Source organism: Rhizobium jaguaris, from assembly GCF_003627755.1.
GTDB lineage: Bacteria > Pseudomonadota > Alphaproteobacteria > Rhizobiales > Rhizobiaceae > Rhizobium > Rhizobium jaguaris.
Genome location: NZ_CP032695.1, coordinates 1494003 through 1516039, shown reverse-complemented (window position 1 = coordinate 1516039; position 22037 = coordinate 1494003). Strand labels below are relative to the sequence as shown.

The 22037-nt window shown below is 59.7% G+C and carries 19 protein-coding genes and 1 pseudogene; 9 read left to right on the top strand and 11 right to left on the bottom strand.

Features of this window, described 5'->3' with window-relative positions:
- Positions 1-37 precede the first annotated feature (37 nt).
- The gene (locus CCGE525_RS29315) at positions 38-1177 is read right to left on the bottom strand and encodes a sugar ABC transporter substrate-binding protein (RefSeq protein WP_120707739.1); all 1140 of its coding nucleotides are present in this window, start codon (positions 1175-1177) and stop codon (positions 38-40) included.
- Positions 1178-1395: 218 nt separating this feature from the next.
- Here CCGE525_RS29315 and CCGE525_RS29310 point away from each other — a divergent pair, with 218 nt between their 5' ends.
- A complete protein-coding gene (locus CCGE525_RS29310) occupies positions 1396-2400 on the top strand; it encodes a LacI family DNA-binding transcriptional regulator (RefSeq protein WP_120707738.1) in 1005 nt (334 codons plus the stop codon).
- A gap of 57 nt (positions 2401-2457) precedes the next feature.
- Here the strand turns inward: CCGE525_RS29310 and CCGE525_RS29305 are convergent, their stop codons facing one another.
- The 5 genes from CCGE525_RS29305 to CCGE525_RS29285 all read right to left on the bottom strand — a co-directional run bounded on the left by CCGE525_RS29305 (position 2458) and on the right by CCGE525_RS29285 (position 7923).
- A complete protein-coding gene (locus tag CCGE525_RS29305) occupies positions 2458-3276 on the bottom strand; it encodes a carbohydrate ABC transporter permease (RefSeq protein ID WP_120708691.1) in 819 nt (272 codons plus the stop codon).
- A gap of 6 nt (positions 3277-3282) precedes the next feature.
- Positions 3283-4149 (bottom strand): carbohydrate ABC transporter permease, encoded by an 867-nt coding sequence (locus CCGE525_RS29300; protein ID WP_120707737.1) that lies wholly within the window; start codon positions 4147-4149, stop codon positions 3283-3285.
- A 53-nt stretch (positions 4150-4202) separates the two neighbouring features.
- Entirely contained in the window at positions 4203-5534 is a 1332-nt protein-coding gene (locus tag CCGE525_RS29295) for an ABC transporter substrate-binding protein (protein ID WP_120707736.1), read from the bottom strand.
- 53 nt (positions 5535-5587) lie between these two features.
- Positions 5588-7105, bottom strand: coding sequence for a putative N-acetylmannosamine-6-phosphate 2-epimerase (locus CCGE525_RS29290; protein WP_120707735.1), 1518 nt, complete (start codon positions 7103-7105; stop codon positions 5588-5590).
- A 68-nt stretch (positions 7106-7173) separates the two neighbouring features.
- The gene (locus tag CCGE525_RS29285) at positions 7174-7923 is read right to left on the bottom strand and encodes a GntR family transcriptional regulator (RefSeq protein ID WP_120708690.1); all 750 of its coding nucleotides are present in this window, start codon (positions 7921-7923) and stop codon (positions 7174-7176) included.
- 191 nt (positions 7924-8114) lie between these two features.
- On the opposite strand from CCGE525_RS29285, the pseudogene CCGE525_RS29280 reads away from it, so the two are divergent.
- The 8 genes and pseudogenes from CCGE525_RS29280 (at position 8115) to CCGE525_RS29245 (ending at position 16195) form a co-directional block, all read left to right on the top strand.
- A pseudogene (locus CCGE525_RS29280) lies at positions 8115-8857 on the top strand (FadR/GntR family transcriptional regulator).
- Complete coding sequence (locus tag CCGE525_RS29275) at positions 8841-10436, top strand: ABC transporter substrate-binding protein (protein WP_120707734.1); 1596 nt, start codon at positions 8841-8843, stop codon at positions 10434-10436. Before CCGE525_RS29280 ends, CCGE525_RS29275 begins: the two are co-directional and overlap by 17 nt.
- Before the next feature lie 59 nt (positions 10437-10495).
- Entirely contained in the window at positions 10496-11455 is a 960-nt protein-coding gene (locus CCGE525_RS29270; RefSeq protein ID WP_120707733.1) for an ABC transporter permease, read from the top strand.
- A 2-nt stretch (positions 11456-11457) separates the two neighbouring features.
- Entirely contained in the window at positions 11458-12336 is an 879-nt protein-coding gene (locus CCGE525_RS29265; RefSeq protein WP_120707732.1) for an ABC transporter permease, read from the top strand.
- 19 nt (positions 12337-12355) lie between these two features.
- On the top strand, positions 12356-13273 hold the full coding sequence (locus CCGE525_RS29260) for a dihydrodipicolinate synthase family protein (protein WP_120707731.1): 918 nt from the start codon (positions 12356-12358) through the stop codon (positions 13271-13273).
- An 8-nt stretch (positions 13274-13281) separates the two neighbouring features.
- On the top strand, positions 13282-14298 hold the full coding sequence (locus CCGE525_RS29255) for an ABC transporter ATP-binding protein (RefSeq protein WP_120707730.1): 1017 nt from the start codon (positions 13282-13284) through the stop codon (positions 14296-14298).
- Entirely contained in the window at positions 14299-15252 is a 954-nt protein-coding gene (locus CCGE525_RS29250) for an ABC transporter ATP-binding protein (protein ID WP_120707729.1), read from the top strand.
- A 10-nt stretch (positions 15253-15262) separates the two neighbouring features.
- Positions 15263-16195 carry a dihydrodipicolinate synthase family protein gene (locus CCGE525_RS29245; protein ID WP_120707728.1) on the top strand — a complete coding sequence of 311 codons (933 nt, stop codon included), beginning with the start codon at positions 15263-15265 and terminating at the stop codon, positions 16193-16195.
- 55 nt (positions 16196-16250) lie between these two features.
- Here the strand turns inward: CCGE525_RS29245 and CCGE525_RS29240 are convergent, their stop codons facing one another.
- The 5 genes from CCGE525_RS29240 to CCGE525_RS29220 form a co-directional block, all read right to left on the bottom strand.
- On the bottom strand, positions 16251-17885 hold the full coding sequence (locus tag CCGE525_RS29240) for an FGGY-family carbohydrate kinase (protein WP_120707727.1): 1635 nt from the start codon (positions 17883-17885) through the stop codon (positions 16251-16253).
- A gap of 2 nt (positions 17886-17887) precedes the next feature.
- A complete protein-coding gene (locus CCGE525_RS29235; protein ID WP_120707726.1) occupies positions 17888-18616 on the bottom strand; it encodes an SDR family oxidoreductase in 729 nt (242 codons plus the stop codon).
- Positions 18617-18641: 25 nt separating this feature from the next.
- Entirely contained in the window at positions 18642-19892 is a 1251-nt protein-coding gene (locus CCGE525_RS29230; protein WP_120707725.1) for a sugar ABC transporter permease, read from the bottom strand.
- Entirely contained in the window at positions 19889-20710 is an 822-nt protein-coding gene (locus CCGE525_RS29225; RefSeq protein ID WP_120707724.1) for an ATP-binding cassette domain-containing protein, read from the bottom strand. The genes CCGE525_RS29230 and CCGE525_RS29225 overlap by 4 nt, the downstream gene beginning before the upstream one ends.
- Before the next feature lie 93 nt (positions 20711-20803).
- Positions 20804-21889 (bottom strand): ABC transporter substrate-binding protein, encoded by a 1086-nt coding sequence (locus tag CCGE525_RS29220; RefSeq protein ID WP_120707723.1) that lies wholly within the window; start codon positions 21887-21889, stop codon positions 20804-20806.
- Between the last annotated feature and the right edge of the window lie 148 nt (positions 21890-22037).

Below are 22037 nucleotides of genomic sequence, written 5' to 3'. Positions count from 1 at the left end.
ACGATGGTCCGCAGTCAAGCGTTGGAAGCAGAGGTAATTATTGATTTTCCTTTGTCTGCCCCATGATCTCCTGAGCCGTGAAATTGATGCCGCATGTGGGGAAGGAATTGCCGACAAAGAAGTTGTCGGACTGCTTGGGATAATAATCCTGGCCTTCCTTGAAATCCGGATCTTGGACGAGAGCCGTCGGCAGCTTCACGGCCTGGGGTATGACCTGGCCTTCGAGAGCGGCAATCGCAGTCTTGATGGCAACGGCAACCTGAGCCGGTCCGGTTCCCGCAGACGCACATTTCAGCCCGTCGGCCGCATGGGCGGCGCAAAGTTTCCGGAAGCCGTTTTCCGTCTCGCCGCCGAAGACCACGAAGGGATGCTTGGCATCCATCATTGCCTGCACGACACCGGTATCGCCACCTTGAGCCGTGATACCGTCGAAGGGACCATTGGTCGCGATTGCGTCGGCAGTCGCCTTCTGTGCAACGCCGTCATCCCACTTGCCAACAACTTCGGTCACATTGAATTTCTTGCCCGACGCATCCAGCGTCTCCTTGATGCCATTGTGCCGATCGGTATCGACAGAGGTGCCGGCAACCCCTCGTACCTCGAGAACCTTGCCGCCATTGGGCATGTGCTTCACAAGCCAATCGGCCCAGATGACGCCGAGACCCTTTTGATCGACGTTGACGTTGATGGCGTCTTTGGTATCGAGCGTATTGTCAAAGGCGACCAAGATGACGCCGGCTTCCTTGGCGCGTTTGATGACCGGGCCGAAGGCGGTCGGGTTTTGCGCGTCCACGACAATCGCATCATAGCCTGCATCGATGAAGTTATTGATTGCCGATATCTGGGCAGGGACATCTTCGCCCGTAGATACCACCTTGAACTCCTTCAGCTTGGCGGCAACATCAGGTTGTTTGGCGTAAGCCTTCGCCGTCTGCACCATCTGGATGCGCCAGGTATTGGCGATATAACCGTTGGCGAGCGCTATCCGATAAGGCCCCTTCTTTTGGGGATATTGAAGAAACTGAGTATCGGCTGCCCACGGCGTCATGCATTTCGGATCGCCCGCCGGGCCGGACACGACTTTTGGTGCCGCGTAAGCCGCGCCACAGAGCAGCGCAATAAACGGTACGGAAAACACGGCGATCCGGGCGGATCTTGCTTTGATTGCTTTTAGCATGGAAGTCCTCCTCCTCGGGCGGATTAACCCGTCCCTTTTATATCTGATCGGCATGATTGAATCCGGAGAGGCTCCATCCCACCCTTTCCGAACGTCCCGGAGCGTAACATAGTTGACAGCGCTGTCAAATTACAATTGCTAGCGCTGTCAACTATGGAGTATCTATAGATATTCTTGTTCTCGGGCAAAGCAATGCAACAACGACTGAAGCGATACTTATGCGCCGAATAACATTGGATGATGTGGCAAATCTGGCTGGCGTCAGCCCCATCACTGTATCCCGCGTTCTGAGGAAGCCCGGGGCAGTGTCGGAAGGGTTGCGCCTGCGCGTCCATGCGGCGGTAAATGAACTCGGCTATGTGCCGAATGTTGCGGCGAGCAGGCTTGCCTCGTCGCGTACGCATACGATCGGCGTGATCGTGCCAACCCTCTATAATGTCATCTTCGCTGAATATCTTTTTGCACTACACGAGGTTCTGATCGACGCAGGTTTCCAGGTGTTGGTCGTCAACAGCCGCTATTCCGAGATCGAGGAAGAAAACGCGATCAAAGCGCTGCTCGGACAAAGTGTCGAAGCAATCATCATTGCCGGCATTCACCATACGGCACTTTCCAGGCAGCTTCTCGGCCAGGCAAACCTACCGGTCGTCGAAACCTTCGAGCTTTCCGACGACCCCATAAATCTCAACATTGGAATGTCGCAGGAACATGCCGGCTATGTGGCCACACGCCATCTCATCGAGCGCGGCTTTCGGCGAATTGCCTTTCTGACAGGCAATCTCGATCATCGCGCGCAATCGCGCTTCGACGGGTATCACAGGGCCATGCTGGAGGCAGACGTGCCAAGCTCGGAAATTATCGCCCAGAAGCCGCGGCATAGTTCGGTTGCGCTGGGATCGGAACTCTTCGCCACGGCGCATGAAAGCGGCAATATTCCCGAAGCCATATTCTGCACCGACGACAATCTGGCTCTTGGCGCAATGCAGGAATGCCGTAAGCGCGGCATGCGGATGCCAGACGACATATCGATCATCGGGTTTCACGATCTCGAATTCGCAGCCTGCGTCTCGCCATCGCTTTCGTCGATCGCAACGCGACGCTATGAAACCGGAAAGCTTGCGGCGGAAAAGGTCCTTTCCGCCCTGGAGGCGGGTGCCAAGCCTGCGACGGAGCAGACAGATCTCGGATTTGCACTTTTGCCCCGCGAGAGTACCAGCGCCTGAGGGGCCACTATGCCCCACGGGCCGCACACGGTAGTGGAGCTGAGCCGAAAGTCGTCTCTATCCCTTTACAGCCCCAGCTGCCATAGAGCCCGAAATCTGGCGATACATCAAAAGACCGAGAAAAACCGGGGGCAGCGCGCCGAGCATCATCACCGCGGAAGCCGTGCCCCATTGAACGCCGCCGCCGCTTGCCGCGAAGAAGAACGACGCACCGACGGTCATTGGCACCGCCTTGTTGGTCGTCAGCATCAGGCCGAAGAGGAACTCGTTCCAGGCAGTGATGAAGCCGAAGATGAAGGTCGTCACCAGCGCCGGACGCACGACGGGCCGGATGATGCTGATCATGATGCGCCAGGAGTTCGCTCCGTCCACCTTTGCAGCCTCATCCAGTTCCAGCGGCACGTCGGAAATCGCGTTGACGAGAATGACAAGCGCCAGCGGCGTGTTGACGATGGTGAGGATCAGGCCGAGACCGAGCCGGGTATCAAGCAGTCCAAGCCATTGATACATCATGTAGAGTGGGATCGCGAAGATGATCAGCGGGACGGCGCGCAAGTTCACGACGATCGGCAATAAGGTGCGCTTGCCCGCTTCGCTTCGCGCAATTACATAGGCCGCCGGAAAAGCCAGAAGAATCGCGAGCCCCGTCCCGATGAAGGAAGCGACGGTGCTGTTCCAGAGATAGGAATAGATGTTGAAGCGATCCGTCTGCGTCAGAACGCGCAGGTAGTTCTCGAGCGTCGGCTGGTTGATCCACAAGCCGGGATTGACGGAGAGTTCGCGCGCGCTCTTGAAAGAGGTGACGAGCGTGACGATGATCGGAAAGTTCATCGCAAGGGCGGCAACGGCGAAGACTATCCAGCGCAGGGCGTTCATGAACACTCATAGTCTCCTGCGGCCGGCAAGCCAATTGAGGCCGTAGAGTACGGCGAGCGATGCGAGGAAAAGGATGACGGATGCCGCGACCGCCTTGCCGATCGCGCCTTCTTTGAAGAAGGCCTGATAGATGTAGATCGACAGCGACGTCGTCGAGCCGCCAGCCCCGCTGCCGGTCAGCGCATAGACGTTGTCGAATACGCGAAAGCCGTCGATGAAGCGGATAAAGAATGCGATCACCAGCGTCGGCAGCATCAACGGCAGCTCGATCCACCAAAGTATCTTGAGCCCCGATGCACCATCGAGCGAGGCCGCTTCGCGCACATCGAGCGGCACCGCGACATAGGCCATGTAGAACAGCAGAAAGGCGAAGGGCGTCCACTGAAGCGTTTCAACGACCGTCAACGTCCAGAAGGCATGATTGATATCGAGAAAAGCCGGACTGTCGCCGAACCACTCAAAGAGATAATAGGGCACCGGGCCGGCAAACTCGTGCAACACGAGGCGATACATCAGGCCGATCATGGCGGGCGCCACCATCAAAGGCAGCATCAACGGCGCCATCAGGGCCGCGCGTTTGGAAAGAAGAGGGGCGAGAAAGATCGCCAGGAAAAGGCCGAGCAAGCATTCGACGAGCGCCGTCAAAATGCCGAACCGCATGGAAAAGGAAATCGCCTGCCAAAAACCATGATCGGCTAATACGGTCAGATAGTTGCCGAATCCGCTGAGGCTCGGGCTTCGCAGCGTCTGGAAGCTGACGGTCGATACGGAATAGATGAGATTGACAATTGCGGGAAAGCCGAGGAACAGCAGTAGGAACCCCACGAGCGGCGTGAGATAGGCTCTTTCCTCGGCACGTTTTACGATAGCCATTTCGATCCGCCGGATGGGCCGGACGCCGGGAAAATCACGACGTCCGACAGATATTACTTTTTCAGAAGATCCTGCATGCCAGCCCTGGTGTGAGCAAGCGCGTCGTCAAGGCTTTGCTGGCCAGACCAGTAACCGGTAAACTCCTTGGCCTGCAGTTCGTAGATGGAGAGCGCATTGGCAGAGGTCGCGCCGTTCATCACGTAGCCGTACTTGCTGGCAAACTCACCGAGCTTGACGAGATCCGGCCGCTCCTTGGCAACCTTCGCCACCACGTCGGGCGCAAGCGCCGGGGAGCCACCGCTGCGGGCGTAAAGCAGGGCCGCATCTTCCGTCGCCAGCCACTTCAGGAACTTGACGGCGCCATCCTTGTTCTTGGCGTTCTTGTTGAGGCCGAGGCCAAGACCGTGGATATGGTCGGCACGGCCGTTCGGGCCGGCTGGCGGCGGTACGATCCCGGTGACCTCGGCAACCGCCGGAGACTTGTCGGCGCTGGTCAGGTCCGCGGCAGCGGCGTTCCACTGAAGCGCGGTAGCAGTCTGGCCGGAGCTATAGGCCGCATTGGTTTCCGGATATTCGTAACTCAGGGAATCCTTCGGTGAAGCGCCCGCGTCGTAGAGCTTCTTATAGAGCTCCAGTCCGGTCTTATAGGCATCGGAATCTATGGTGACGTTGCCGTCCTTGTCAGTCCAGTCCGCACCATAGGAGCGCGGCAGCGACTGGAACACCATCATGTTGAAGAGCAGGTTCTTCATCTGCAGCACCGTGCCATACCGCACGGGACTTCCCGAATTCACCTGCTTCGAGAAATAGAGCGCGGTTGCCGCCCAATCGTCCCATGTCCAGCTATCCGGATCTTTCGGCTGCAATTCCTTGTCGAGATACTTCTTGGAAATTTCGGCATATTTCGCTTTGGCCGCATCGTCCTTCATCAAGGCATCGATCAAATCCTTGCGGTAGTACATGAAGTGCAGCGACAGATCGGTCGGCACACCATATTGCTTGCCGTCGAACTGCATGGTCTTCAGCACGGATTCGCCGAACGTCTTGGCGGCGTCGCTACCGAGATCGACGGGTTCCATGTAAGGCGCGTAACGGCCGATCGAATAGGTCGCAACGAGGTTGATGTCGAAGGCATTCGAGCCTGCTGCCATGTCGGCCTGGAGCTTGTCGTAGAAGCCTTCGCGGTTGAAGAACAGGAGCTCGACCTTATCGGCATCGGCGATGCCGGGTTTGGCATTATAGGCTTCCACGGTTGCACGAAGCGCGGTTTCCTCCGAACCGCCCGGCCAGCCGAGAACGGTCACCGTCGCATTCGAGATGCCCGGCATGGCGACGCTTGCAAGAAGCGCTGCAATGGCCGGGAGAAACGTCCTGCTCAATTTCATCGTAGTTCCCTCTCTCTTATTGTTGGGGTCTGAATGCATGCCTTCCGGAATGGTCAGTCGCGTTCCACAGCAAGACTCGCGATCCCGATGATGCCGGCATGGCTACCGAGCTCTGCGGGGGCGAGAACGGGCCTCAGGCGGCTATCGATGCCGGCAAGCTGCTCCCGCATCTGATCGAGATAGCCCTTGGCAAGCCCGATGCCGCCGCCGATGACGATCCGCTCCGGATCGAGCATCATCTGAATATCTCGGCAGAGCGTGGCCGCACGGAATGCTGATTGCGAAACGATCGCGTTAGCCCAGGACTCGCCTTTTTCCGCACGGTCGAAAACCTCGGCGGCGCTTGCGTTGTGACCGGCTTTCAGAGCTTCCGAGGCCATCCACCGGCCCGATGTCTGATCTTCCAACGGGGATCGCCCCTGAGACGGACCGCGGATCAGGCCGAAATGACCGGCAAGGCCGGCAAGCGGGCGACCGTTGATGACGATCCCGCCGCCGATGCCGGTGGAGATGGTGAGAAACACCAGGTCGCCGCCCTCGCCGGAGCCGAACTTGTATTCGCCCCATGCAGCGGCTTGCGCGTCATTGGCCGCAAAAGCCGGCTTGCCGAAGACAGCCAGCGCCCTTTCGACGAGCGGATACTGGTCGGGAATACCGAGCGTCTCTGGATTGAGCGCCGACCACCGGCCGTCCTGAACGAAGCCGGTCACCGCGATGCCGACGCGGGAATAGCGATCCTTCCAGATGCGAACTTTCTCGGCTATCGCAGCAAGCCACGCATCTGGTCCGGCTTCCCGCGCGGTCGCTACGGTTATCTCGTCGAGAACATCGCTGCCTCTGACGAGCGCGGCCATGGTTTTCGTGCCGCCGATATCAATGGCAAGGACAGTTTCAGGGCTGCTTGCATCATAGGCTTTTGCCACCGCTTCATGAAACCATGAGGTCACATGTTCGGTGCGGGTAATCGCCGAGCCGACGACGACAGCGGAGGCGCCGGCCTTTACCGCTGCGGCGGCCTGTTCCGTCGTGCGGATGCGGCCCTCGGCAATGACATAGGGCGTGAGTAGCCGCATTTCGGCGATGAGACTGAGATCAGGATCGACGGGCTCGGCCCCGCCGACATAGCCGGAAAGCGTCGTGCCGACGAAATCGACACCCGCCGCTAATGCATGGCGTGCGTCATCGAGGCTCGAGCAATCGGCCATGGTCAGTTTGCCCTTCGCCCTTACCGCCTTCACCAATGCCTCGATGGAGGCAGGACGAACCCGGTCCGTGGCATCGAATGCAACGATGTCGGCACCCGCGTCCGCCAGAGCCTCGGCGTCTGCCACAAACGGGGTAATGCGCACTGGACTTTCTTCCAGATCACGCTTGACGATGCCGATAATCGGCACGGTCACGACCGGACGAACGGCTTGCACATAGGCAACTGATTCGATCCGTAATGCCCTTGCTCCGGCGTCAACGGCGGCTCTGGCAAATCCAATAACGAATTCCGCTGCATCCATCGGCCCATTGGGGACCGGCTGGCAGGAAACGATAAGGCTGTTCTTGATGTCGTCGCGCTGCAATCGTGACACTCCATTTCCGCGTCACGATAATTAGAAAATACCAGATTACAACCAGTTTATAACTGGTATCATCGCTGCAGTTCGAACACGAAGTCGTAGACATCGCCCTTGTAACGGCTTTCGCAATATTCCACGATCTGACCGTCGGCGAGGAAGCAGCGGCGTTCCGTCATCAGAAGGGGCGCGCCTGGATCGCAATGAAGATGCTGCGCATCTTCAACGGATGCCGCACGCGACCGCATTCTCTGGATGGCTCGTTGCGGCAGAAAACCTCGCGCCTCAAGGGCCTCGTAGAGCGAGTCCTTGACCATTTCCGCCGAGGGCAGGAAGCGCACCGGCACGGCCGAAATCTCGACTGCGATCGGTAGGCCGTCGGCAGTTCGGATGCGCTTCATGCGCACGACATTGCTGTTTCCGGCGACGCCCAGAGCCATCATCTCGGTTGGAGAAGGTCGGCTTATCTGCTTGGAAAGCCAGATACATCCTGGAACAAGCCCACGCGCGATGATGTCCTCGGAAAAACTTGTCAGGGTCGATAAGGATTTTTCGACGCGTGATCCGACTTCCGTCTTGAAGCCATGGCGGCGATTGAGAAAGCCCTCCTCCTCAAGTAACCCCAGAGCCTTGCGCACGGTCACGCGAGAGAGCGACAACGTATCGGCCAGAACGCGTTCCCCGGGCAGAACCGCGCCAGCCTTCAACGCGTTCGACAGGATCGCAGTTTCGATCGCCGTCTTAAGCCGCTTGTAGAGCGGCAGGCCCGGCGCCGCCGCCTCCAATTCCCTGCTGACGAGTTCGATCAACCCATCCGTCGTCATGCGTGCTCCCATCTCAAGCTTCGGCGCATCATATTTCTTCGGAAAATCCATCTGGACCTATACTGGTATTAGGATGAAAGGGCAATTGCATCACCGATGAAACTGCTGCATCGATGCGTTATTTGACAGATATCCTACAAGTGGATATGTACACCTCATCTTGATCGAGACGATCCGCGGAAGAAGCGAAAATGGCCCTGAAATCGATGAAGCCCCTGACCCGCGCACCCCTGCTGCATGTTTCCGTGCAGGAGAGTTTGCGCGCCTATATCGATGAAACGGCTTAGCGCCCGGTACCCTTTTGCCGGCCGAAGGAGAGCTCGCGACTCAGCTCGGCGTCAGCCGGAATTCGCTGCGTGAGGGGATAAAGGCACTGGAATCGCTTGGCGTGCTGGAGACGCGGCGTGGAGTCGGCATTTTCGTGAAGGCTTTTTCCTTCGAGCCGCTGCTCGACAACCTCGCCTATGGGCTCGGTGGCGCATTGCGGCAAATCGAGGAGGTCATCGAAATCCGCCGCACGCTTGAGGTGGGATTGATCGGTAAGACGATCGAGATGATCGGCGCGGAGGACATTACAGAACTCCGCAACACGGTCGATAGGATGCGCCTCCATGCCGAGCGCGGGGAGACCTTTGCCGAAGATGATCAGCTCTTTCACCGGCTGCTCTTTCGCTGCCAGCACAATGAAACGCTCGTGCGGCTGATCGATGTCTTCTGGCTCGCCTTCTACAAGGCTTCGGATTTCGTAAACCTGGAGAACCTCGATCCGATGGCGACCTGGCGCGATCACGCCGCGATCGTGGATGCAGTGGAAGCAAAAGATCTGGAGGAGGCTCGCAGGCGCCTGGATCGCCACTATGAGGGCATTGCCCGGGTGATTGCGAACAACAAAACAAGTTCAAATGTGGGAGGAACACATGAGAAGACCATTTAGATTATCCGTCATCGCCCTTGCAACCATGCTGTCGACGACCGCAATTTCGGCCCTAACTCCGGCCCTCGGCGGCCAGGCGCAGGCGGCTACCCTTTCCGGCGGCTTCGATGTCGGCCCGGGCGGCTTCCAGGGCAACTTCAATCCACTTGCGGCGACTGCCGGATTCACCTGGCTCAGCATCTATTACGAGCCGCTCGTGACCTATGACGAGAAGCTGCAGAAAGTCGTCGGCGAACTCGCGAGCTCCTATGAGGTGAGCCCGGATCAGAAGACCTACACATTCAAATTGACGGACGCCAAATGGCATGATGGCCAGGCATTCACGGCCAAGGACGCCAAGTTTACCCTCGGCCTCGCAATGAACGCCAAGACCGGCTCGGTACTCGCCGCCCGTTTGCAGAGCATCTCATCCGTTGAAACACCGGACGAGCACACGATTGTCGTCAAGCTGAACGCGCCGACCGGCAGCTTTCTCGACACCATGACGAAAATCATGATGCTGCCGGAGCATGCCCTCTCCTCCGTACCAGCCGACCAGTTGGCCAAGAGCACATGGTGGTCCACCACGCCGATCGGCACAGGACCTTTCAAGTTCACGAAATACGTCTCCGATCAATATGTCGAGCTCGCCGCCAACACCGAATACCGCGGCGGCAAGCCTGCGCTCGAACGCATCATCAACCGCTATTTCGCCAATCCGGCTGCGGCAATCGCGGCTCTGAGATCCGGTGAAATACAGTTCACCTACGTCGATTCCAACGATGTACCGACTTTCAAGGACAACAAGAATTTCAAGGTTATCGAAGGCGATTCCTTCGTCGTCAATTATCTCGGCTTCAACCAGGATTCCCCAATCTGCAAGGATGCGCGCGTCCGCAAGGCTGTGATGTACGCGATCAATCGCGATGCCATCATCAAGAGCCTTTATGGCGGCGCGGCCAAGCCGGCCAATTGCGCTTATGTTGCCGATCAACTGATACCAAAGGGCATCGATGACTATGCCTATGATCCGGCAAAGGCCAAGCAGTTGCTGACGGAAGCGGGATGGGATCAGATCAACGGCAGCAAACCGATCACGCTGCTGACCTATTATACGACACCACTCGCGACCAATGTTCTGGCGGCCGTCCAGGCGATGCTCGCGCAGGTCGGCATCAATGTCGTCCCGCGCGCGGTCGATGCGCCGACCTATAACAGCATCGTCCTCAATCCGAAACCGGATGTCGCGCAGTTCCAGATGGTCTATGCCGGACTACAGAACGGACCGGATGCCGGAAGCATCAATGTCGGGCTCAACGAAAGCCAGATTCCGCCAGCCGGAGCGAATGTCGTTCGGGCGCGCATGCCGGATCTCAGCGCCGCACTCAACGCCGCGCTGGCGGAAACCGACAATTCCAAGCGTGACGGCCGCTATCAGGACGTCTGCAAGGTCATGAATACGAATCTGCCCTGGGCAACGCTCTGGGTTGCAAAGCGCTACGGGATCATTTCGTCCAAGGCCACGGATTTCGTCTGGACGCCGGCGCCGGGTGGCGGCCCTTATCAGGCCGATCCGCAGAAATGGTCGATCGCCGAATAAGGCGCTCCCTTCCAAAGCCTTGAGGGTGGCTTCGGCCACCCTGACAAGACGGATCTACAATGCTTCGATACAGCCTTCGACGCCTGATCATAGGAGTTGGCATGCTCATCGCCCTGAGCATGCTGATCTTCCTGTTGTTGCGTCTGACGCCTGGCGATCCGATCGACGCCTATATCGATCCGAATGTCCCCATGTCGCCGGCCGACCTTGCCAATCTGCGCCGGAGCCTGGGTCTCGATCAGCCCTTGCCGCTGCAATATCTCGATTGGCTGCAGAACGCGCTGATGGGTAATCTCGGCTATTCGATCAAGCGTCTCGACCAGCCGGTTCTCGGTCTTGTGCTGTCGCGGATCGGACCGACGGTGCTCCTCATGGGTTCGGCGCTGGTGATTGCCATTATTGCCGGCATTGCCGTGGGTGTTTTCAGCGCCGTCCGCCGCAATTCGCTCGCCGATCTGTTTTTCTCGGTGTTCGCACTTGTCGGCATTTCCAGCCCCGCATTCCTCAGCGCCCTCATCGGCCTTTATATCTTCTCCGTCCGCCTGCATTGGATGCCCTCCGGCGGCATGCTGACGCCGGGCGAGGAATTCTCGGTCGGGGATCTTATCCATCACCTGATCCTGCCCGCCGCGCTGCTGTCCATCGCGCAGGCCGCATTGATTACGCGTTACATGCGCGCTTCGTTGCTCGAGGTTCTCAATCAGGATTATGTGCGCACAGCCCGCGCCAAAGGTGTCATGGAGTTCTGGGTCATCACCAAGCATGCGCTCCGTAATGCCCTCCTTCCCATCGTAACTCTCGTCGGTTCCACCATCGGGCTTGCGATCGGCGGTGCCATCTTCATCGAGAGCGTCTTTAATTGGCCGGGCATGGGCCTGCTTCTTGTCGATGCCGTTGAGACACGAGATTACCCCGTCATCATGGGCGCGACGCTCATGATCGGCATCTGCGTCATCGTCGTCAATCTCCTGACCGACATCACCTATGCGGTCGTCGATCCGCGCATCAAGGTGGGCTGACGATGTTTGCCCGCTCCACGTCCCGCCGCAGCCCAGGACCGCTCGCCCGTGCATTCGAACGCTTTCTGCTCAACCGCGCCGCCGTCGCCGGCATTTGCGTCGCCATTCCGATGTTGTTGCTGATCCTGTCCTATCCGCTGTGGTGGACATTCCAACCGAACGACATCGATCTTCTGGCCATGAACAGCGGTCCGACGGCAACGCACTGGTTCGGAACCGATGGCGTCGGCAGCGATGTCTTCGCGCGTGTTCTGGAAGGCGGGCGGATTTCACTCCTCGTCGCCGTCGCCTCGACCGCCCTTTCGGCCATCATCGGCTTCCTCTTCGGCGCCATCTCGGCACTGGCAGGACGGTGGGCGGATGCCGTCTCGATGCGCTTCGTCGATCTGGTGATGACCCTGCCGCCTGTCATTTTCCTGCTTGTGCTCGCCTCGATCGCCGGCACCGGCATCTGGCCGACGGTGCTCGTCATCTCGCTGCTCTCCTGGCCGCTTCTTGCGCGCATGGTCCGCTCACGGCTTCTGGAACTGCGCGAGCGCGATTTCGTCATGGCCTCGCGCGGCATGGGCGCTGGCATTGGGCATTTGCTTTTTCGCCACGGTCTGCCGAACGCGATCGACATTCTCGTCGTCTACGCAACGCTGCAGATCGCCAATGCCATCCTGCTCGAGGCGGGTTTATCCTTCCTCGGTCTCGGCATTGCCCCGCCTGCCGCAAGCTGGGGCAACATGCTGAATGCCGCCCGCTCGACCACCGTTCTCGAACAATATCCCTGGCAATGGCTCTTTCCCGGCGGAGCGCTGATCCTTGCCGTGCTCGCAATCAACTTCATCGGCGATGGCCTCAGAGATGCCTTCGATCCTCGTGTCGAACTAAACTGACAACCGAAAGAAAGCGAAAATGACCAAATTCAAGGGCGTCGTCCCCCCCGTCGTAACGCCACTCAATCCGGATTTCACCGTCGACTACCCGTCCTATACGCGGGTTCTCGAACATCTGATCGATGCCGGCTGCCACGGCGTATTCGTGCTCGGTTCGACGAGCGAAGTCGTCTTCCATGATGAAAAGACGCGGCGCGACATCATCGAGCATTCGGCAAAGGTGGTGAACGGCCGCGTGCCGCTCATCGTCGGCGTCATCGATCCAACGACCGATCGCGTCATCGCGCATTCGAAGGTCGCGAAGGCCGCAGGCGCCGACGCGGTGGTGGTAACGGCACCCTTCTATACGGTCACCAGCCAATCTGAGATCCTCGATCATTTCCGCTACATCAGGGATGCGGTTGATGTTCCGGTGGTCGCCTACGACATTCCCGTCTGCGTCCATGTCAAGCTGCAGCGGCAGACCGTTGTGACGCTCGCCAAGGAAGGCACCATCATCGGCCTCAAGGATTCAAGCGGCGATGACGGCAATTTCCGCTATGCGCTGCTCGATCTGGCCGAACACAAGGACGTCTTCCTGATGACCGGCTCCGAGATCGTCGTCGACAACGCCTTGCTGATGGGCGCGCACGGCGTCGTTCCGGGCATCGCCAACGTCGACCCGCATGGCTATGTGCGCTTGTGGGATGCGGCGCAGCGCGGCGATTGGGCCGCAGCGAGAAAGGAGCAGGAGCGCCTCTGCCGCCTCTTCGAAATCGTTTGGGTCGCCCAAGGTCGTGTCAGCGGCGGCCCATCGGGCATCGGCGCTTTCAAGGCCGCCATGCGCAGCCTCGGGATCATCGATACCGCCGTCATGCCGCGGCCCCGCGCAGCGTTGAACGAGGCCGAGACGGCGCGGATCGAGGAAATCCTGCGCGCCACCGGCCTGCTGAGCTGAGGCGCGCAATGGAGCCCGCGGCCGATCCTGTTCTCGACATCAAAGGACTGCGAACGATTTTCCGCGTCCGCGGCATCGAGATCACGGCTGTCCACGATATCGATCTGACCGTTACCGCGGGCGAGACCCTGGCGCTCGTCGGCGAATCCGGCTCGGGCAAATCGGTAACCAGCCTTTCCGTGATGCGCTTGCTCACCCGCAATATCGGGAAGATCGCCGCAGGCAGCATCCGACTGAAGAGCAAGAACGGTGCGGTCCGCAATCTGGTCTCTCTTGACGATGAGACCATGCGCAGGATCAGGGGCGATGATATCGGCATGGTGTTTCAGGAGCCGATGTCGAGCCTCAATCCCGTCTTCACGATCGGCGACCAGATATCGGAACCGATCCGCATTCATTGCGGCGCGGATCGGAAAACCGCGATGGATGCGGCGGTCCAACTGCTCCACAGCGTCGGTATTCCGGATGCGAAGCGGCGCGCAGGTCAGTATCCGCATGAACTGTCGGGCGGCATGCGCCAGAGGGCGACGATCGCTATGGCTCTCGCCTGCGATCCGACGTTGCTGATTGCCGATGAACCGACGACGGCGCTGGATGTGACGATCCAGGCGCAAATTCTCGATCTGCTTCTGAAGCTGCAGCGCGAACGCGGTATGGCCATGCTGTTCATCACGCACAATCTCGGCGTCGTTGCCGAGATCGCTCATCGCGTCGCGGTCATGTATACGGGGCGGATCGTCGAGGAGGGACCGGTCGGCGAGGTCTTTGGCAATCCGCGCCATCCCTATACGATGGGCCTTCTCGCCTCGATGCCGCGTCTCGGCGATGCGGCGCGGATGAAACAGGACGGCGAGAAGCTCGCGGCCATTCCAGGTGTGGTCCCAAGCCTGACGAATATGCCGGCCGGCTGCGCATTTTCGCCTCGTTGCAAATTCGCGATTGATGCCTGCCGCGCCGCCGTTCCCGCACTCGAAGAGGTCGGCCCGCAACACCGCAGCCGCTGCATAAGATGGCAGGAGATCTAGATGAGCGAGCCTTTGCTCTCCGTTCGCGATCTCGGGAAGCACTATACGTCCCGAGGTACCGAGCTGAACGTTCTGCAGGACATCTCCTTCGATATCGCCAAAGGCGAGGTCGTCGGACTTGTCGGCGAATCCGGCAGTGGAAAGACTACGATCGGACGTTCCGTCCTGCGCCTCGTGGAGCCGTCGGCGGGTAGTGTCCGCTTCGACGGCGTGGAACTGACCACGCTTTCCGCCTCCGCCCTAAGGCGCACACGACCGCGCATGCAGTATATTTTTCAAGACCCCTTCGCCAGCCTCTCGCCGCGCATGACGATTGGCGAGATTTTGACCGAAGGGTTGAAAATCCAGCGCATCGGAACCGGCAAGGAACGGCTGGAGCGGGCGCGTTCCGCCCTCGCTCAAGTCGATCTGCCTGAAGACGCGATCAATCGCTACGCGCACGAATTTTCTGGCGGCCAGCGCCAGCGTATCGGCATTGCCCGCGCTCTGACCCTGTCGCCGGAATTCATCGTGGCCGACGAGCCGGTCTCGGCACTTGACGTCTCGATCCAGGCGCAGGTCATCAATCTGCTGCGCGAATTGCAGATGCGCCTCGGCTTGACCATGCTCTTCATTTCGCATGATCTGGCCGTCGTCGAATATATCTGCGACCGGGTGATCGTGCTCTATCTCGGCCGGATCATGGAAATCGCGCCGAGCGCCGATCTCTACGCGAGGCCGCGGCATCCCTATACGCGTGCGCTGCTGTCGGCGATTCCGTCGACCGATCCCAACGCCCGGCGCAACCGCCAGATCCTCAAGGGCGACATACCGAGCCCGGCCAATCCACCCGCCGGCTGTGTGTTCCGCACGCGTTGTCCGCACGCAATGGACGCCTGCGGTAAGACGGTCCCGGAGTTGAGAGAGATCACGCCGGGTCATTTCAAAGCCTGCATTCGCGACGATTTGAATTGAGAGGCAGTCAGTGACAGCAAAAAAGCGGCGTGCCATCGCCGGCAATTGGGCGACCCTTCTCCTGCCGATCGGGATGGGTGATGAAATCGAATTCGCAAAGCTCGGCGAAGAGATCGACATCCTGATCGCGGCCGGCGTTGACGGCATCTATTCGAACGGCACGGCAGGGGAATTTCATAGCCAGACCGAACCTGAGTTCGACCGCATCCAATCGATGTTGGCCGAACGATGCGCCAAGGCCGGCATGAACTTCGTCATCGGCGCTTGCCAACCGGATGCCCGTATCATGCTGGAGCGGGTCCGCCGCGCAGCACTCCTGAAACCACTGGCGATCCAGGTCATCCTGCCCGACTGGTGGCCAGTAACGGATCAGGAAGCGACCGATTTTTTGAAACGCGCTGTCGATGCGGCAAACGGCGTCCCGCTGATCCTCTACAATCCGCCACATGCCAAACGTGTCCTGACGCCGGAGGAACTGGAAAGAATCTGCGCGGCGGCGCCAGGCGTCATCGGAGCGAAAGTGGCTGACGGTGACAGGCAATGGTATGCAGAAGCACGCGAGCACCTTTCGGAACTCTCACTCTTTGTCCCGGGTCATCATCTTGCAACCGGCACTATGGAGGGCGTTGCAGCGGGATCCTTTTCCAATGTCTGCTGTCTGAGCCCGCGAGGTGCACAAGCGTGGACCGCATCGATGCAAGAAGACATTCATGCCGCGCTCGATCTGGAGCGACGCATTTGCAAATTCATGGAAACGCACATCGTCCCCTACCGCCGGCGATTAGGCTATTCGAACGCCGCGCTCGACAAACTCCTTTGCGCCATCGGCAACTGGGGACCTGTCGGCACGGGCCTGCGCTGGCCCTACCGCTCGATCGACATGAGCGAGGCGATCCGGCTCCGAGACATCGCGCGAACGGAACTGAGCGAACTTTTTGTATAGTCGAGGCGACCGGAACATCTGCGGTGTTCAGCTTCTATTTGCGGCCGATACTCGCTCATGCGCCCGCTGCGGCGAACTTGCGGATTTCCCGGTCTGCGGACTGCAACAGCTCGAAAGCCCGATAGCGGTTCCTATGTAGCGTGCCGATCGTGCCACCTGCCGGAGAGAAGATTGTCGAGAGGCTCGACATCGCCTTCATCGCCTCCAGCAGCGAGGCATAGCGTCCGGCGGAAACAGCTCCCAGCATTGCCGCGCCCAGCAGCACGGGTTCCTCGGTATTGGCGATCGCGACCGGGGTATTCGTCGTGTCCGCCAGAAGCTGCCGCACGAGATTGCTTTGCGCGGCCCCACCGCTCGCGACGATCATACCGATCTCGATACCATCCTTTGAAAGCGTCTCCAGGAGCTGTCTAAGCCCGTAGCCGATACCGCAGAGACCGGCGATATAGAGCGAAATCAGGTCAGCGATCTCAGCCTCGAGTCCGATCCCGGCGATGACCGCGCGGGCATCGGGATCAGCATGGGGTGACCGGTTTCCGAGAAATTCTGGCACCACGTGGACCGACTTTGCAAGTTCGACAGCACGCGCGAAGTCAGGGCACAATTCGGTGGCCTGGCGGTCAAGCCATGCGACGAGAGAGAGACCTTCCGCCTCCGCCTTCGCACGCGCTTCGGCAGATGCGGGATGCATCGTAACCAGATGATCGATCGCCGCTCCAGCGGCCGACTGGCCGCCTTCCGTCACCCAGAGTCCCGGTATCATCGCCGAATAATATGGCCCCCATACGCCGCCGACAAAGATGGGATTGTCGCTGGAAGCCATCGAACAGGCCGATGTGCCAAAGACATAGGCGAGCCTGCTTTGCACTCTCGATCCACCGTCCGCACCATCCCCTCCAAGCGTACCGACGCCGCCCGCATGGGCATCGATCAGGGCCGCTCCGACAGAGGTTCCGATCGGCAGCCCCAGATCCAAGGCCGCCGCCTCGGTCAACCCGTTCGCCAACGCCGTGCCGGGTTCGACGATATCCGTACCGACCCTCGAAAAACCTTCCGCTGCCAACTCTTCCAGGCCGATGGCCTTGAAATACTCCGCATCCCAACGTTTCTCGTGGGCAAGGTAGGTCCACTTGCAGGTGACCGTGCAGATCGATCGGTTCAGGGAGCCGGTCGCACGCCAGGTCAGATAGTCCGCAAGGTCGAAGAAGTGATCGGTAGCCGCAAAGGATTGCGGCAGATTGCGTTTCAGCCAGAGAAGCTTCGGCGTTTCCATCTCCGGCGAAATACTGCCTCCAACGTAACGCAGAACCTCGTGATTGCCCGCGTTGATTTCAGCCGCTTCGCCGGCGGCGCGATGGTCCATCCAGACGATGATGTTGCGATCCGGATCTCCGGAAGGGCCGACGGCAACCGGTGCACCGTCAGCTTTGATGGCGACGAGAGAACAGGTTGCATCGAATCCTAGTCCGGCGACGGCCGTAGCCGGGATTCCGGCTGAGGCAATGGCCTCCGTGACGCTGCCGCAAACAGCTTTCCATATCTGTTCGCTCGACTGCTCGACGATGCTGCCCGGCTCATGCCAGATCGTGATCGGGCGTTTTGCCGAAGCCAGCAGATTGCCATTCTCGGTGAAGACACCCGCTCGGGTGCTGCCTGTACCGACGTCGACACCGATAAAATATTGCGTCATATTTAGAGGTCCGTGCTGTTCGGCAAGATGACGAGATCGCGGATCGTGACATTGCGCGGCCTGGAGAGCATGAACAACACCGCCTCGGCCACCTCCGTCGCCTCCATCAATCCGCCCGCCGCGATCGTTTCATCAAGCTTTGCCTTGGGCCAGTCGCTGATCAGGGCCGTCACCACCGGGCCGGGGGCAACCGCGCCAACGCGTATACCATGTTTCGCGACTTGTCTCCGTAGCGTATGGACGAAAGCCTGCACCGCGTGCTTGGAGGCCGTGTAGATCGGCTCCCAGACGACAGGAACCAGGCCGGCGATGGAACTGGTCATGATGATATCGCCGGTCCTCCTCTCCACCATGTGGGGCAATACGGCCTGGACCGACCTGAAGGCGGCATTGATATTCAGGTTCAGCATCCGGTCCCAGGCGTCCGGATCGCCATCGACGACCTCGCCGCCAATATAGGAGCCGGCATTGGCATGGAAGATGTCGAGCTTTCCGAACCTCTCCAATATCTGCGGCATCATCGTCGCAACGCTGGCGGAATTGGTGAGGTCGATAACCAGAGGAAAAGCCTCCGGACCAAGCTCGAAACATATGCTCCTCAAAGACTCTTCGGCTCTGTCGATGAGGGCGACGCTCACGCCCTCTTGCAATAGCGATTTGGCGCATTCAAGACCGATCCCCGAGGCGGCCCCGGTAATCGCTGCGACCTTTCCAGAAAGTTCCTGTCTCATATAAATCCTTACGTTGGTCGTTATATTAGGCCCGGCCATGCGAAACGCGCGACCGGCGTGCCAGCGAGTCGACGATGACGGCAATGGCAAGGACTGCGCCGGTGATCATGTAGCGAAGGGCCGAGGACAGATCGAGCATCGTCAGTCCGCTGGCGATCGACTGGATGACGATGATGCCGAGCAGCGCCGAATATGCGCTGCCACGGCCGCCAAAGAGGCTCGTTCCGCCGATAACGGCGGCTGCGATGGCATTCAGGTTGACGTCGCCGGTCCCGGCCTGCTGGCTCGCCGATGCGAGACGCGCCGCCGCGAGCACGCCGCCGAGCGCTGCAAACATTGCGCAGAGAACGAACGCGCTCGTGTAGATGAAGCGGACGTTGATGCCCGCACGGCGCGCTGCCTCGCGATTGCCGCCGACGGCTGCCATCGACCGGCCCCATTGGGTCCGCGTCAACGCATAATTCATGACGATGGCCAGCGCGACGAAGAGCGCGAACATCCACGGGATTCCGCGATCCTGGTTGAGATAGAAGGCAACGAATTCCAGCGCAACGGTGATCGCAGCGGCGCGCACCACAAGACCGCCGATCGACCGAGAGGAGAGATTGGCCACGCGACGGCGCAGAGCCGCACGATAGCCCGAAAACAGCAATATGATGCCGGGAAGCAGCGCAAAGACATAGGCGAGCGGGCGCGGGATAACCATGAGCTGACCGAAGTTTACGATCGCCGATCCGTAGGGCAGGTTGATCGAACCCGTGGCGCCGAGCAGGTAAAGCTGCATGCCAAGGACCGCCAGCAGGCCCGCCAGCGTCGAAACGAAGCTCGGCATTCCCAGCCGGTTGAAAAGCAATGCGTAGAGCGATCCGATCAATCCACCGACGAGAAGCGCGGCGATAATGGCAAGTGCTGCGGGCCAGCCCTCGTTGACCCAGAGCATGCCGACCATGGCGGAGGCAAAGCCGCTGATTGAGCCGACGGAAAGATCGATCTCCCCTACCGTCAGGACACAGACGATTCCGAGCGAGATGACGCCGACCGTCGATGCATCGAACAGGAGGTTGGCAAGGTTGTTGCTCGAAAGGAATGTCGGGTTGAGGGTGCCGAAGACAGTCCAGATAATGATGAGGCCGACGACTACCGGCAACGAACCGAGATCGCCCGAGCGTATCTTGTCGATCGACGAACGGATCGTGCCGCCGAGGCCAGCTTCATGCTTGACGCGAATATCGCTGCGGTCGAGGAGCGCTCCCGCCTGTTTGACGTCGCTGGTCATATCTGACCCTCCTGCCCTATTTGCTGCTGTGCCTGACGGCGGCCTGCGCGGCGCGAAACCGCATTTTCGGTGGCGCCGGTGATGGCACTGACCAGTTCCTGGTTGGATGCGTCGGGATAGAAAATTCCGTTGTTCCGGCCGAGCCGCAACACGACGATGCGATCCGCCACGGCGCGGACGTCCTCCATGTTGTGGCTGATCATGACGACGCCTAGGCCACGGTCGCGAACGCGCTCGATGAGGTTCAGAACTTCGGCCGTCTGGGCGACGCCAAGGGCTGCGGTGGGCTCGTCGAGCAGAATAAGTTTTGGCTCCAGCAGCAGTGATCGCGCGATCGCCACCGTCTGACGCTGCCCGCCGGAGAGCGACGCGATCGGAATGCGGACACTCGGAATGCGGGCCGAAAGCTCGTTCAGCAGCGTCCAGGCACGAACCTCCATTGCGGTCTCGTCAAGTTTCAGGGGGCTAAGTTCCCGCCCAAGGAAGATATTGGCGACGACATCCAGATTTTCGCAGAGCGCCAAATCCTGGAAGACCGTAGCGATGCCCAGATGCAGGGCGGTGCTGGGGTCGTTTAGCGTCACTTTTGAACCACGGAAGGTGATCGTGCCGGCGCTCGGCTGGTGAACGCCGGCAAGAATCTTGACGAGGGTCGATTTGCCGGCGCCGTTGTCGCCGACAAGGGCGACGACTTCGCCCGCATGCACGTCGAGATCGATGTCGGTCAGCGCCGACACCGCACCGAAATGTTTGGAGACGCCCCGCAGGCTGAGCACCAACTCGCCTGTCGCGGCTGTTTGGTCGGAAGCGTCAGTCATATGTCGCGAGCCTTTCTATATGATTGGAACAGGATGAGTTCCCGGTACCCCGGCCGCCCGCAAGCGGCCGGGGATATTGGTGGGAGGATATGATCACTTCGTGATGCCGAGCTTCTTGCAGCCTTCCGCATACCGATCTCCGCAGAGCTGTTCTGCAGTCTGGATCGGCTTGTCGTTGACCTGCTTGTCGATGATCTCGGCCTTCAGGTTCTCGGTGGTAACGAGGGCCGGCACGAAGAGTTGCGTCGGCGTGTCGAAGAGCTTCGTATCGGCCTTCGGCGTTTCGCCCGACAGCAACTGCATCGCGACATTTGCCGCAGCCGCAGCAACGATCTCGCTCGGCTTGGAGATCGTGTTGTACTGGTCGCCGGCGATGATGAGCTGCAGGCCGGCGATCGTCGCGTCATTGCCGGTGACTGGCGGCACGGGATCGATGCCGGCTGCCTTGAAGGCTGCAACGGCCGCGCCGCCGGTACCGTCATTGGCGGCGACAACGCCCAGGATCTTCTTGCCGAAGCGGGTGATCTGGCCGCTTGCCCATTGCTGTGCCTTCGGCGGCGCCCATTCCGGCGTATCGAACTCGGCAAGCACTGGATAGCCGCCTTCAGCGAGGCCGGCATGGATACCCTTCTTGATCAGGCCCGCAGCCGCATCGGTCGGCGAACCGTTGATTTCCAGAAGGCCGCCATCGCCGGCCTTGACGTTCTTAGCTTTCAGATGATCCACCAGCGACTTGGCGATCATCTTCCCGATTTCCTCGTTATTGAAGGAAACGTAGTAGTCGGCTGCCGCCGATGGGATCGGACGATCATAGGCAATGACCTTGACGCCCTGGCTCTGCGCCATCTTGACGAGCGATGCTGCCGCCGTCGAGTCGACCGGATCGAGCACGATCGCCTTTGCGCCCTGGGAAATCGCGGAGTTGAACTGCTGCTGCTGGCGCGAAGCGTCACCGTTTGCATTCTGGTAGATCACTTTGCAGCCGGCGCAGAGCTTCTTCATCTCCGCCTGGAAGCCAGGATAGTCATGCTCCTCGTAGCGCGTCGAGCTCTGGTCGGGCATCAGGAAGGCGACTGTCGCGTCCGTCACTTTCGCGGATTGGGCAAATGCGGACGTGCCGCTCAGAAGGCCGATGGCGAGTGTTGCAGCGCCTGCCAGTTTCAATGCGAATTGAGTCATTGGAATTCCTCCACTCCAAATGATAGTTGTATTGATGAAGCCTCGGCTCATGTCTTGAGCGCGATGCCTGTTCTGTGTGCCGCCGCAAAAGCGGGCCTGCGGCCATGCTTAGGGGCTAATTTGCGGACAAAGGTTCCCCTTCGGGTCA